This window comes from Natrononativus amylolyticus (assembly GCF_024362525.1).
Taxonomy (GTDB): domain Archaea; phylum Halobacteriota; class Halobacteria; order Halobacteriales; family Natrialbaceae; genus Natrononativus; species Natrononativus amylolyticus.
In genome coordinates this window covers 845,646-858,190 of record NZ_CP101458.1, presented here as the reverse complement: position 1 = coordinate 858,190, position 12,545 = coordinate 845,646, and the positions used below count along the sequence as shown (strand labels likewise).

General features: G+C 69.7%; 14 protein-coding genes. 4 read left to right on the top strand and 10 right to left on the bottom strand.

The window, feature by feature from the left end:
• Nucleotides 1-27 precede the first annotated feature (27 nt).
• Nucleotides 28-1,803, bottom strand: coding sequence for a radical SAM protein (locus NMQ11_RS04305; protein ID WP_255170170.1), 1,776 nt, complete (start codon nucleotides 1,801-1,803; stop codon nucleotides 28-30).
• A gap of 125 nt (nucleotides 1,804-1,928) precedes the next feature.
• Between NMQ11_RS04305 and NMQ11_RS04300 the strand changes: the two genes are divergently transcribed.
• Together NMQ11_RS04300 and NMQ11_RS04295 are read left to right on the top strand one after the other, a co-directional pair.
• Nucleotides 1,929-2,087 (top strand): DUF7559 family protein, encoded by a 159-nt coding sequence (locus tag NMQ11_RS04300; protein WP_255170169.1) that lies wholly within the window; start codon nucleotides 1,929-1,931, stop codon nucleotides 2,085-2,087.
• A 229-nt stretch (nucleotides 2,088-2,316) separates the two neighbouring features.
• Entirely contained in the window at nucleotides 2,317-2,736 is a 420-nt protein-coding gene (locus tag NMQ11_RS04295; RefSeq protein WP_255170168.1) for an Hsp20/alpha crystallin family protein, read from the top strand.
• A gap of 2 nt (nucleotides 2,737-2,738) precedes the next feature.
• Here NMQ11_RS04295 and NMQ11_RS04290 read toward each other — a convergent pair whose 3' ends face one another.
• The 4 genes from NMQ11_RS04290 to NMQ11_RS04275 all read right to left on the bottom strand — a co-directional run bounded on the left by NMQ11_RS04290 (nucleotide 2,739) and on the right by NMQ11_RS04275 (nucleotide 6,756).
• Nucleotides 2,739-3,914, bottom strand: coding sequence for an NAD(P)/FAD-dependent oxidoreductase (locus NMQ11_RS04290; RefSeq protein ID WP_255170167.1), 1,176 nt, complete (start codon nucleotides 3,912-3,914; stop codon nucleotides 2,739-2,741).
• Nucleotides 3,911-4,675, bottom strand: a complete 765-nt coding sequence (locus tag NMQ11_RS04285; protein WP_255170166.1) for a creatininase family protein — start codon at nucleotides 4,673-4,675, stop codon at nucleotides 3,911-3,913. The genes NMQ11_RS04290 and NMQ11_RS04285 overlap by 4 nt, the downstream gene beginning before the upstream one ends.
• A gap of 55 nt (nucleotides 4,676-4,730) precedes the next feature.
• Entirely contained in the window at nucleotides 4,731-5,519 is a 789-nt protein-coding gene (locus NMQ11_RS04280) for a DUF7388 family protein (protein ID WP_255170165.1), read from the bottom strand.
• Nucleotides 5,520-5,661: 142 nt separating this feature from the next.
• Complete coding sequence (locus NMQ11_RS04275; RefSeq protein WP_255170164.1) at nucleotides 5,662-6,756, bottom strand: PEGA domain-containing protein; 1,095 nt, start codon at nucleotides 6,754-6,756, stop codon at nucleotides 5,662-5,664.
• A 147-nt stretch (nucleotides 6,757-6,903) separates the two neighbouring features.
• Here NMQ11_RS04275 and NMQ11_RS04270 point away from each other — a divergent pair, with 147 nt between their 5' ends.
• Together NMQ11_RS04270 and NMQ11_RS04265 are read left to right on the top strand one after the other, a co-directional pair.
• Nucleotides 6,904-7,671 (top strand): DUF7001 family protein, encoded by a 768-nt coding sequence (locus NMQ11_RS04270; protein ID WP_255170163.1) that lies wholly within the window; start codon nucleotides 6,904-6,906, stop codon nucleotides 7,669-7,671.
• Nucleotides 7,672-7,733: 62 nt separating this feature from the next.
• Nucleotides 7,734-8,144, top strand: coding sequence for an acyl-CoA thioesterase (locus NMQ11_RS04265; protein WP_255170162.1), 411 nt, complete (start codon nucleotides 7,734-7,736; stop codon nucleotides 8,142-8,144).
• Between the two features lie 6 nt (nucleotides 8,145-8,150).
• On the opposite strand, the gene NMQ11_RS04260 is transcribed toward NMQ11_RS04265, so the two are convergent.
• The 5 genes from NMQ11_RS04260 to NMQ11_RS04240 form a co-directional block, all read right to left on the bottom strand.
• On the bottom strand, nucleotides 8,151-9,422 hold the full coding sequence (locus NMQ11_RS04260; protein ID WP_255170161.1) for a hypothetical protein: 1,272 nt from the start codon (nucleotides 9,420-9,422) through the stop codon (nucleotides 8,151-8,153).
• A 122-nt stretch (nucleotides 9,423-9,544) separates the two neighbouring features.
• A complete protein-coding gene (locus NMQ11_RS04255; protein WP_255170160.1) occupies nucleotides 9,545-10,222 on the bottom strand; it encodes a class I SAM-dependent methyltransferase in 678 nt (225 codons plus the stop codon).
• 1 nt (nucleotide 10,223) lies between these two features.
• A complete protein-coding gene (locus NMQ11_RS04250) occupies nucleotides 10,224-11,123 on the bottom strand; it encodes a thiamine-phosphate synthase family protein (protein ID WP_255170159.1) in 900 nt (299 codons plus the stop codon).
• Nucleotides 11,124-11,195: 72 nt separating this feature from the next.
• Nucleotides 11,196-11,804, bottom strand: a complete 609-nt coding sequence (gene dcd, locus NMQ11_RS04245) for a dCTP deaminase (RefSeq protein ID WP_255170158.1) — start codon at nucleotides 11,802-11,804, stop codon at nucleotides 11,196-11,198.
• A gap of 79 nt (nucleotides 11,805-11,883) precedes the next feature.
• Complete coding sequence (locus NMQ11_RS04240) at nucleotides 11,884-12,504, bottom strand: YIP1 family protein (RefSeq protein ID WP_255170157.1); 621 nt, start codon at nucleotides 12,502-12,504, stop codon at nucleotides 11,884-11,886.
• Nucleotides 12,505-12,545 lie beyond the last annotated feature (41 nt).

Genomic DNA, 12,545 nt, shown 5'->3' with positions numbered 1-12,545 from the left:
ACGGCAGTTTCCGATAGTTGTGGGCGCTCAGTCGGCCCGTTCGGGCGAGCGGACGGTCGCGAACCGCGAGAGATCGACCTCGGCGTCGATGCCGACGTCGCCGAGCGCCTCGTAGGGGCGGTTGACGACGACGTCGCCCGCGCGCTTGCTCCCGATACCGGGGATCGCGGTGAGTTCGTCGATCGAGGCGGCGTTGAGGTCGAGGGGGTAGGGGACGCCGGTGACCGAGCGGTAGCCGTGGTCGACGACGGCGACGTCGACGACCGCTCCGAGCGGCCGCTCGCCGGGGATCGCGACCAGCAGCGGATAGGTGCCGAGCTGGCGGCCGAACGTCCGCCCGTCCCGGTGGTACTCGAGGTGGACGTCCGACAGCAGCGTTCCGGGCGGGGCGACGCGGGCGAGCATCGGGTTGTCGATCTCTTCGCGGACCTGCCGCTTGTACCGTTTGAACAGTTTCTTGTGCTCCAGAGCGATGCTCGCGCCGGTTTCGGACATCTCGGTGCCCGAAAAGGCCATCACCTGCCGGATGTTCACCCGCCGGAGCATCAGCCCCTCGTCGTACACCCGATGGAGGAACTCGAGGTTGCGCTCGTAGGTCTCCTCGCGCTCGCCCTTGAGGCCGTGAAGCAAGTTGATGCCGGGGAGGAGCTTCGGCAGTCGGTTCGGGGCGTCCGAACCGACGTTCGGCCTGTCCCCGCCCGTGCTCGCGGCTCCGCCGCTCGCTCCGTCGGCGGGCAGCGGTTCCCGCGGCCCGCCCGGCCGCCACCCCGCCTCCTCGTTGACGATCCGTACCGCCTCGAAACACTCCTCGGCGGTAACGTTGAGGTTGTTCTCCGTCTGGACGACGGGGTCTGCGGACTCGAGGCCGAACGCCGCCGTGTCGCCGGGCGTGTTGTGCTCGGCGATGATCCGGATTCCCTCCCGGCTCGCCTCGGGCCACTCGGCGATCGTGATCGGGTTCATGTTGTCGAGGTGGAGCGTCTCGAGGTCGGGTGCCACCTCGCGAATCCCCCCGTACAGTTCCCGGAGCGCGTCGGGGTTCGGTGCCTCGCCGTCGCCGCCGTAGGCGAGGATGTCGGCCTGCCGGCCGATCCGGAAGTGTCGGGCGCCGTAATTCGAGAGCGCGTCGACCTCGCTCACGACGCTCTCCGGCGGTCGGAACGAGGGATTGCCGTACAGCGGCTCGGTACAGAACGAACAGCGGTAGGCACAGCCCCGCGAGGTCTCGAGTTCGCAGATGAGGTACTCCGGATGGTTGGGGTGCTGTTCGATTACGAACGCGCCCCGTTCGGCCCACCGGGAGACCTCCGAGACGTCCCGCATCCGGTTGTTAAAGCCCTCGAGCCCGCTCTCGACGAGGTCGTAGGCCGCGGCCTCGACGTCACCCTTCGCGACGAAGTCGAAGTCGAGGTCCCGACGCTCGGTTTCGGTCGCGCCCGCGTTCTCGTCGCCGACGCCGAACTTGACGGGACCGCCCATCAGGCTCGTGCCGCTCGCGGTCCAGGCCAGCTTTCGGACCTCGTCGGGCTCTGCGGGGGTGCCGCCGACGTACTTGCCGGGGACGGTCATCCCGCCGAGGTAGATCAGCAGGTCGGCCTCGTCGACGTCCCGCCAGCGGTCGGGTTCGTCGCGCAGACCGTCGATCGTGTGGTAGGTGATCCGCTCGGGCGGAACGCCCGCGTCGACGAGCGCGCCGGCCGTGTAGCGCGGGTACGTCGAGACGTACGGCGGAACCCCGAAGTGTGCCGGTTCGTCGACGTAGCCGTCGACCAGCGTCACCGAGAGCGATCCGGGGTCTGTCATGGCTCGGGGTAGCGCCTCGAGGCGTAAAACCGTGACTACACGGCGTCCCAGGTCTCGGTCTCGGCGCCCGCGAGGGAACCGCCGCTACCCGTGCGTTGATGGGGCTCGTGGCACTATCGGTGAGTATGCCACCGACGGAGGAGGTCAAGTGTACGGACGACGACTGCTTTCTCGATATGTTCGAGAATCACTACACCTACGACGTCCCCGACGACCACGGCGTCTCGGATCTCTCGTGTCCGGTCTGTGGCGGCACCGACTGCCTCGAGCCGATCGAACTCTGAGGCGGTCCGTCGGACCGACTTCTCTGCACACCCGCGAACCGCCACTTCGGGTGCGCTGGAACGGACGGGAAGTCCGTCCGGCGAACGGACCGCCACCCCGGGCCGCGTCTGACGTTTATTTTCGCCCATCAAAACTAATAAGAACGCCCGTGTCGTAGCAACTACTCGGAACGTGGTCTCCGAACATATCGTGTCTCCCCCGCCCGGCCACGGCCGAACGTGATCTCACATGAGCCTCAAAGACTTCACCAACTCCGTCGGCAACACGCTCTATCGACAGGTCGGACGCGCGAGCAGTCAGTTCCAGCGCCAGCGGTCGCTTCCGGTCGACATCCTCGAGAACGACGAGGCCTACCTGGTCGTCTTCGACGCGCCGGGCGTCGACACCGAGGACGTCCAGGTCCGCTACCTCGAGGGCACCGTCAAGATCCGCCTCGACCGGTTCCGCGAGTTCCACGACGGGTACGAGATGCGGTTTCCCGGCCGGTCGATGTCGCTCGAGGGTGAGGCCGAGCTTCCGGACGACGCGCTCGTCGACGCCGACGCCGGAACCGCCCGCCTGGGCGAACACGGCTCGCTCCGGATCGAGATTCCGAAAGCGGAGGCGGCGGAGACGACCGACGCCGAGCGAATCGCGCTCGAGGAGTAACGCTACAGCCGCTCCTCGACGGTCATCCCTTCGACGATCTCGAACTCTTCCTCGCCGGTGAACCGCGTCGGATCGAACGCCTCGATGCCGTCGTCGCCGAGCACCTCGTCGGCGAGCCGCCTCCCGATCGCCGGCGCGCGCATGAAGCCGTGACCCTGGAACCCGGTGGCGACGTACAGCCCGTCCTCGAGTTCGCCGACCAGCGGGTCGCGATCCGGCGTCGCCGTACACAGCCCCGCCCAGGCGCGTTCGAGGGCGGGCTCGAGCCCCGGCAGCCGGTGCTCGATCCGCGAGAGGAGGTCATCGGCGAACCCGGGGTTCGCCTCGCGGTCGTAGCCGTCGGGGTCGGCCTCGATCTCCTCGGTCCCGTTACCGGCGAGGATGCCGGTCGGGTGTGGTCGACAGTAGAAGCCGTCGGTCGCGTCGTAACACATCGGTTCGGCCAGGTCGGCCGCCGCGGTCAGCGCCTGCACCCGGTAGGGTTTCGTCGCGATCGAGCGTCCGGCCGCCGCGAGCACCCGCTTCGTGTGCGCGCCCGCCGCGACGACCACGGCGTCGAACTCGCGTTCGACTCCGTCGCGGACGACGCGCGCAGGGTCGGTCCGCACCGCGACCGCCGCGTCCGTCTCGATCGTCGCGCCGGCGCCGCTCGCCGCCGCGGCGAGACAGGCCGTGTACCGCGCCGGATCGGTGTGACCCGCGGCGCCGGCGACGGCCGCGACGGCCACGTCGTCGGTTCGCAGCGCCGGAAACCGCTCGGCCAGCTCGTCGGGGGTCATCTCGAGGGCGACCACGCCCGCCGCCTGCATCCGCGGCACCTGTTCGCGGATCGCCGCCGCGCGGCGGTCGTCGCCCTCGCGGGCGAGCCAGACGTAGGGGCACTCGACGAACGGGAACGTGTCGTCGCCCGACAGCTGTCGGAAGCGCTCGATCGCCTCGCTACCGATCTCGGCGTCGAGCGGGTCCGCGAACGCGTTGTAACAGACGCCGGCCGCGCGGCCGCTCGAGCCGCTCGCGATCTTGCCGCGCTCGTACAGCGTGACGGCCGCCCCCTGGCGGGCGAGGTCGTAGGCCGCCGTCGCGCCGACGGCACCCGCGCCGACGACGGCGACCTCGAGGCCGGCGCCCCGGTCCGGGGGCGCCTCGGCGTCGACGGAGAACGCCGGGTCGGCCGTCATCTGTGCGGCCGCGACCAGCACTCGGCGAACGGTCTGTCGACGAGCCAGTCGAGCAGCGCGTGCAGTTCCTCGCTTGCGGCCTCGAACAGCCGCTCGCCCTTCTCGGGATCCGCCTGGGTCGGCTCGCCGACCGCGCCGCTCTCGGAGAAGTCGATCGTGTCGAAGCCCAGGGCGGCGCCGTGGACCGTCTCGCCCCACCCCTCGCTCGCGCCGGCTTCGGCGGCTGCGAGCTCGTCGGGGTCGATCAGCTCCTCACGGACGTGCCAGAGCAGGCTCGACTCCATCGCGTCGGCGTGGCCGCCGGCCTCGTCGAACAGCTCTCCGGACAGTTCGGTGACGCTGTCCCACCAGTTCCACGGCGGGGCGAACGCGACTTCGTCCTGCCGAAGCGTGCGGGCCGCCCGGCGCAGCGCCGCCGAGTTGCCGCCGTGGCCGTTGACGACGACGGCCTTTCGGACGCCGTGTTCGGCGAGACTCGAGAGCGTCTCCTCGACGTAGGCTTCGAACGTCTCCTCGCTCACGTACAGCGTGCCGTCGAACTGGCGGTGGTGGACGCTGACGCCGACCGGGATCGTCGGGAGGACGACCGCGTCGTCGCGCTCGGTGACCGTGTCGGCGAACGCGTGGGCGGCCATGTGATCCATACCGAGCGGGAGGGCCGGTCCGTGCTGTTCGGTGCTGCCAGTCGGGAGGACGGCGACCTCGGCGGCCTCGAGCGCGTCGGCGGCCGCCGTCGTCGTCTGTTCGGCAAGCGGTGTCATGCGAGCCTCTGGGCGGGCCGGCTACTTACTCTTGGCTGATTCGCGACGGGCGCCGTCACTCCAGTAGCGACTCGAGGCCGGCCGCGGGGTAGCCGACGACCGTGGTCGCGCCGGCCTCCCGGAGCGCGTCGGCCTGGCTCCGAACCGCGGTCTCGGAGCCGACCAGCGCGTAGTCGCGGGCGGCGGCGAGCAGCACCTCGCGGGCGCGGCCGGTCGCGCTCGCGTCCGTCTTCGCTCCCTCGGGGAGCGCGCTCGCGACCGGGCGGCGTCGGGCGACGTAGGCGCCGACCGCCTCGAGAACCAGGTCGTCGTCGTCGGTGAGCACGGTCGGCGCGTAGACGGCGATCTCGCCGTCGAAGCCCGCGGCGCGCAGCGCCCGCAACTCGCGGAGCGTCGTCCGCGAGAGCAGGTCGTACTGGGCTGCGCCCGTCGCCATCGCGACGCGCTCGACGCTCTCGGTGCCGACCCAGGCGTCCGGCGCGGACTCGAGGGCCGCACCCAGACGGGGGGCGACGGCGCGGGTCCGCTCCTCCTCGGTGAGATACGCGGGGTGTCCGGCGACGAGAACGCGTCCGACCGCCGCGGGGAGGTCGGCGAGCAGCGAGTCGTCGCCGAGCGGGTCGAAGCCGTCGGCGCGGACGGGCGTCGTGAGTCGGACCTCCGTTTCGGCCGCCAGCGCGGCCAGCGTCTCGGCGTCCGGGAGGTGGTCGCGTCCCTCGTAGTCGACGGCGACGGTGTCGACGGGGACGGTCGCTGCGGTCGACACGTCACACTCGGCGGGCTTGATGGCGAGGGCGTCCAGTCCGGCTCGAGAGACGGCGCTGCCGCTCGCGTTCGTTAACATCGAAGCTCACCTCGCGTGACGGAGAAACTCTTAGAATCGGCGCGGAACTCGATCCATCGTCTGCGAGACCATGTACCCCGCTCTGGGTCGCACACGGGTAAAAACCTGGCGTTCGGCGCAACTGTCGAGGGGGACTCCTGTCTCACCCGGTCGCCGAATCCAGAACCCTGAACGTGCCGGTCGTGGCGACGGTCACCTCGTAGTCGTCGACCCGCCGGCCCTCCTCGAAGGCGTCGGTGATCGACCGCGCGAGCGTGAGCTCGACCCGGGTGTCCTCCTCCGCCGGAACCGATATCGCCTGTGATTCGGCGTGGCCGAACGAGTCCCCGTCCTGGTCGGTGGCCCACGCTTCGACCCAGACCCGCGTCGACTCGAAGTCGCTGCGGTTCTCGAGGACGATCGTGGCCTCGACCGTGTCGTCGGACTCCTCCCGGCGGGTGACCGTCACCTCGTGGTCGGCGATCCGGATGTCCTCGTACCGCCGCTGGAGTTCGACCGTGACGGTCGTATCGTCGTCCAGCGAAACCGTTCGCTCGGCCGTCTCGAATCCGTCGGCGGCCACCTCGAGTGAGTGCGTACCGGCCTCCAGTTCGAGGGACACCAGCGCGTCCTCGGTCTCGACGCGCTCGTCGGCGACGGCGACCGTCGTCTCCGACGGTCGGTTGTACCCCGGTTCGGCGTCGATTTCGACCGCGAGCGTGTGGGTTTCCGGTTCGTCCCCCTCGTCCGGGTCGCCCTCGTCGTCACCGCCCTCGCCCCCATCGTCGTCGGTCGCGTCGTCACTACCCTCGGTTCCGTCGCTGTCATCACCTGCGTCGTCCTCCAGCTCTTCGGTCCCGTCGTCGCTCCCGGAGTCGTCCCCCTCACCGTTTTCGTTTCCGGTGTTCTCATCGTCGTCAGCGCCGTCGTCATCGTTGCCGTCACCGTCCCCGCCATCGTCGTTCCCGTCGTCCGAGACCGAGTCATCGTTGTCCCCACCGTCCCCGCCATCGTCGTTCCCGTCGTCCGAGACCGAGTCATCGTTGTCCCCACCGTCCCCGCCATCGTCGTTCCCGTCGTCCGAGACCGAGTCATCGTTGTCCCCACCATCGTCGTCTCCACCGTCCGCATCGTCGGTCGGCAGCGCGTCGTCACCGCCTCCTTCTTCCGTCTCGTTTCCGTCGTCCTCGCCGAGACAGCCAGCAACCGCCGCGGACGTCGTTGCACCAGCACCAATCAGGAACCGTCGCCGCTTCATTACTGATCAGTTTCGGTAACACCTACGTAATCATTATTTGCGATACGAAATAGAATTTATACGTACTTTACGGCGAACACGCGGTCGAAGCCGTTCTGGACGGCGGTCACCGCAACCGTTTCAACTGCTGGTACCACTCGTTACTACATGGTCGATCGAGTGACGATCTACGGGGCGCCGACGACCAGCACCGACGCCGACGCGATCGCAGACTGGCTTCGAGACCGCACCGCCGCCACCGTTACCGTCGGCGGCAGATTCCTCGAGTCGGTTTCTACGGGCGACCTGGCCGAACGGTTCGCCGCTGCCCGCGTCCGATCGCCGTCCGACCGCGCCACCGGGAACACGATGCTCGGGACGATCCGCTACGAGGAGCGCGTCCTCGAGGACCCCGACCGCGGCGGGGGCGTGCTCTACGACGGACGGGCGATCCAGCGCGCGCTGAACGCGGCGCTGCCGGACGAACCGGGGCTCGAGCACCTCCGCGTCGCGCTCCTCGACAGGGCGCTCGGAACCTGGGGCGACCACGACGGGCGCTGGCACAAGCGCGTGAACGTCCTCGGGCAGCCGTCGCTCGTCTCGGTTCCGGGACTGTACGAGGCGCCCGCGAAGCCGGAGGCGTACTACAAGGAACAGCAGCGCCACGCCCTGCTTTCCGGGGATACCCCGCCGCGGGAGGTCCTCGAGAACCGGATCGACGGCGCGTTTCTGCTCGAGGACGATCCGCGAACGACCGAGGCGCTGAAGGGGTACGTCCTCCAGGCGGTACACTACCTCGAGACCGGCGAGGCGTTCTGTCCGCGGGAGGGGTGTCGGCTCTACAACGCCCACTACCACGAGACGCTGATCGAGAGCCAGCTTCGCCCGCCCGAGTTCTGCGAGGAGCACGCGCCCCTGTACGCGCCGGAGTCGTAGCCGGCCGGCTCCCGTCGCCGCTTTCGGTGAGCACTTCTCTCCGGCCACCGTTTCTCGACGCGATGACCGACGCGCTCACCGTCGACGTTTCCGTTCGCTACCGCGACCTCGACACCCTGAACCACGTCAACAACGGCGTCTACGCCAGCTATCTGGAGGAGGCACGCTTCGCCTACCTCGAGGAGGTCCTCGGCGGTACTCTCGAGGAGTACCCGTTCGTCGTCGCTCACATCGAACTCTCCTTCGAGCGGCCGGTCACCCTCTCGGACGACCTCACCGTCGGCATCCGAACGGCGAACCTGGGCGAGACGAGCTGGACGCAGGCCTACGACCTGCGCGTCGACGGCGAGACGGTCGCGACCGGCGAGACGACGATGGTGTCGATCGACCCCGCCGAGAAGCGACCGTCTCCGATCCCCGACGACGTGCGCGAGCGCGTCGTCGCGTTCGAGGGGCTCGAGACCGACGGCTGATCCGGCTCACTCCGCGCCGACGGCCACCTCGAGTTCCGTCCCCTCCCCGGTCACCGACACCTCCTCGCGAAACGCCTCCGAGCCGACCGTGACGACGACGGTCTCCTCGCCGCGCCGGTCGACCGTCGTGTGTTCGGCGTTCTCGTCCGTTCGCTCCTCGAGGCTTTCGGCGAACGCCGCCTCGAACTCGTCGGCGTCGGTCGCGCTGTCCCAGTGGAGCGTCCAGACGAAGCCCCGGTCGCCGTCGTCGTCCTCGAAGGCGAGCAGCCGGTCGTTCCCCCAGCCCGTCGCGGCGTCGGCCGCTCTCTCGCCGTCGAGTTCGCTCTCGAGGGCCACCCGGACGAACAGCTCCCCGAGGCGGTCGTCGCGTTCGAGGCTCCACGCCGGCCCCGTCGTCGCCGTCACCTCGAGGTCGGTCGGCGGCGCCTCGTCGGGGTCGAGTCCGTGGAGGAGCTGTTCGGTCGTCTCGGGCGGGTTCTCGTACATCTCGCCGACGTCTTCGGGGTCGTCGATCCGGTCGTCGACGTACGCCGTCCCGTAGTGGTAGGGCGCCCGGAAGAACCGGTCGCCGGCGGGGGCCGTCTCGTACTCCTCGGCGAGCCGTTCGGACTGGAGCCGGACGGCCTCGTCCTGGTAGCGCTCGCTGTAGCGGTCGGTGACCCAGACCGCGCCGCCCTCGACCAGGGCGAGTTCGACCTGCCCGTAATCGGTCGCGGTCTGGGTCTCGAGGTCGATCCCCGACGAGTTGGGATACCACCCCTCTGCGGCCTGGATCGCGTGGACGTACTCGTGGACCAGCACCTGCTCGACGTCGGCGTCGCTGCCCTCGTTGGGGTCGACGACGACGTGGGTGCCGTAGGAGATGCCGCGGGCGTTGGTCGTATCGATCTCGGTTTCGGTCATGTTCAGCGCCGTCTGAAACTCGTCCTGGCGGGAGTCGTAGACGTCCGCGAGCAGACCGTCCATGTCCCAGACCTCGACGCGCGGCTTCTCGGCGTCGCTCCCGACGAGACTCCGGGTCCGGTCGTAGGTGCGGTAGACGTCCACCGGAAGCACCTCGGCGGCCTCGGCGGTGGTCTCCGCTCGAGGCGGTTCGTCGTCGGTTGCAGTACCGGACTCCGGGTCCGGTCCGCTCTCGCCGGCGGGTGCGTCGGCTTCGGCGTCGACCGAATCGTCGGGCTCTGAGCCACCGTCGAGCACCCCGACACAGCCCGAACTGCCGACGACCAGGAGAACGACGAGCGCGACGACCGCCAGCCGCGGAACTCCGCGGGTCATGAGCCTCACACAGCCAGCGAGCACAAATATCTCGGGGGTCGGTACGGCGGTCAACGCGAGGTTGTGCCGCTGAATGAACCACTCGCAGGCGACGCGGGTGCGACTCCGATTCGTCGGGTCCGCTATTCGATCTCGCCGCCGGTCAGCCGCACGACCCCGAGGGCGTGGGTCTCGTGGGCGACCGCCCTCGAGCGCCCCCGGAGGCGCCCGTGGCCCGCGGCGACCCGCTCGTCCAGCCGACGGTGGGGCTCGGTGTCGTAACGGAACTTTAGCGTGGGCGGCGTCGAGAGCACGGTGACGGCCCGGAACAGCGCGTTGACCGGCGGCGCGTACCACGCCTCGCTGCGCGCGGCGTTGACGAGGACGACGTGGCCGCCGGGGCCGACGAGGTCACACCAGTCGTCGACAGCGCCCGCGGGGTCGGCGAGCATCCCGACGACGAACGTCGCGAGCACCGCGTCGGCGTCGTCGACCGGCGGCCGGGTCGCGTCGCCACGGACGACGTGGACGTTGTCGTACTCGGCAGTGAGGTCGCGGGCGCGCTCGAGCACCGGCCCCGTGAAATCCACGCCGATCACGGTCCCCTCCGGGCCGACGCGCTCGCGCAGGTACGGCAGGTTCGCGCCGGTGCCACACCCCATCTCGACGACGGTGTCACCGGGTTCGAGGCGACACGCCGCCGCCGCCCGCGCCCGCAGGGCCGAGATCCCCGGGGTTCGGCGCGCGAGCAGGTCGTAGAGGCGCGCCCAGCGCCCGTAGAACGCCTGTGCGCTCTCGGAGCCGGTCCGGTTTCCCGCCATCTCAGACCAGCGATCGGATCGCGTCGGCGACCGACTCCGCGTCGGGGCCGAGGACGTAACTGATCGGCTCGATTCCCTGCCCGCCCGTCTGGTAGAGCACCGTCGCCTCCGGTCGGGCTTCGATCGCCGCGCCGACGCTCGAGGCGACGTCGCCGGTCTCGTCGAACTCGGCGGTGACGTGGCCTCGTTCCTCGAGGTCGGCGAGGAGGGCGGGATCGTAGCGGATGTTCCCCGCGGCAGCCGCGTCGGAGCCGTGTCGGCGGGCGGCCAGCAGGACGGTCGCGACGTGCTCGGAGACGCCGAACTCGGGACCCGCCGGCACCGTCGCCCGCCCCTTGACGTCGAAGATCCGGCCGGGGACGCCGGCGACGTCGTCGACGTCCTCGGCGTCGGGCGTACACGCGACCAGGTTCGAGCCCACGGCGGGGATGAGCCCCGCGAAGCCGCTCGCGTTCTCGAGGATGCGAAGCCCGCCGCGAAGCGACGAGAGCACCCGCTCGCTCGTCCGGAGCGCGTTGTCCGGATCGTGCACCCGGAAGCTCTCGCCGTGGTCGGCGAGTTCGGGGACGGCCTCCTCGTGGAGAACCGCCAGCAGGTCGCCGCCGTTCTCGAGTTCGCGGATCAGAATTTCCACCTCGATCAACGCCTGCACCGAGGTCATATCGCCGGCGGCCAGTCCCTCGCCAAGCCGGGAGACGAGCGAGGTGACCCGGTCGTCGGCGGCGATGCGATCGTTGGTCGCCACCTCGCCGTGGGCGTACTTCGAGACGGCGCTCTGGCTGATCCCGAGCATCTCGGCGACCTCGCTCTGCGTGAGCCCCCGGTCGCGGAGCTCGCCGGCGAGCAGCGAACGAACCGTGGGGAGGAACTCTTCGACGACGATCTCTTCGACGAATTTCATTCGTTGCCGATCGGTAGGGCCGCGGCGGAAATAACTCTGGGGTTACCGCGCCGCGCGGCCGGCCCGCGGCGCCTACTCGTTTCCGTCGCGTCGAAGCTGGTCGCCGCCGAACTCGTCGTCGCTCTGGATGCGCGAGGCCTGCGGGCCGTCCTGGTCCTGGTACTTCGAGCCGCGGTCGCTGCCGTAGGGCCGCTCTGCGGGGGTCTTCAGCTCCGTGAAGGTGAGCTGGGAGATCCGCATACCCGGCGTGAGCGCGACTGGCGCGGTGCCGAGATTCGAGAGTTCGAGGGTGATCTGGCCCCTGTAGCCGGGATCGCAGAGGCCGGCGGTGGCGTGGACGACCACGGCGAGCCGGCCGAGCGAGGATCGCCCCTCGACGTGGGCGATGAGGTCCGCCGGGATCTCGACGCGCTCGTAGGTCGTCCCCAGCACGAAGTCGCCGGGGTGGAGGATGAAGTCCTCGCCCTCGTCGACGACCGTCTCGGTGACGTACTCGTCGACCTCCTGCTCGGAGTTCGGGTGGATACACGGGATGTTCGCCCGCTGGAACTCGAGAAACTCCGCACCCAGTCGGAGGTCGACGCTCGCCGGCTGGATCTGCAGTTCGGGGTCGTCGATCGGTTCGATGGCGAGGTCGTCCGCCTCGAGTCGCCGCAGGATGTCCGCATCCGAGAGGATCATGGTGGATGACTCGAGCGGGAAGCGGCGTAAAGTTCCCGATGCCCGCCGGCGACGCCGTGTCGTCCGGCCGGTCGCCGGCCTACCGGAACCCGAGTGTGATGACGAACACGGTGGCGACGACCGCGAGCGCGACCGCGGCCGCACAGCCGACGGCCCGGACGAACGGCAGCTCGTACCGCTGCTCGAGGCCGTACGCCCAGAGGACGATCGTCCAGGTGGCGAGGACGGCGAGGACGGCGTCGAACGCGCCGCTGCGAATCAGCTCCCGCACCCCCTGGAAGACGGCAACGCCGCTCTCGTCGGGCTGACCGACGCCCGTCCGCCCCACTGAAATCGCGATGGGGACGACCACCGGAGCGAGGAGCTGTGGCGGCGCGAACGCCCAGCCGCCGATCGATAGCGCCTCGAAAAATCGCCCCTGCCCACCCGTCCAGCACGCGAGAAAATGCAGCGCGACAGCCAGACAGAGCCACAGCGCAACGACACCGTAAACGGCGACGATGATCGACTGGGTGAGATACATCGACGCGGCGGACGTCTCGAGGGAGCCAGTCGCGGGCTCGAGCGACTGGACGAACGCCGTCAGCGCGACAACCGAAACCACCCAGAAGCAGACGACGACCGCACCGGCACGCCCCACCGACAGCCGCTCGCGCTCGGCGAAGTACCGTTTCGGATCGAGCAGCTGCGTTCGCACCATACTCGATGGGGTCAGCCTATTGAAAAGAATCTACCGACTCG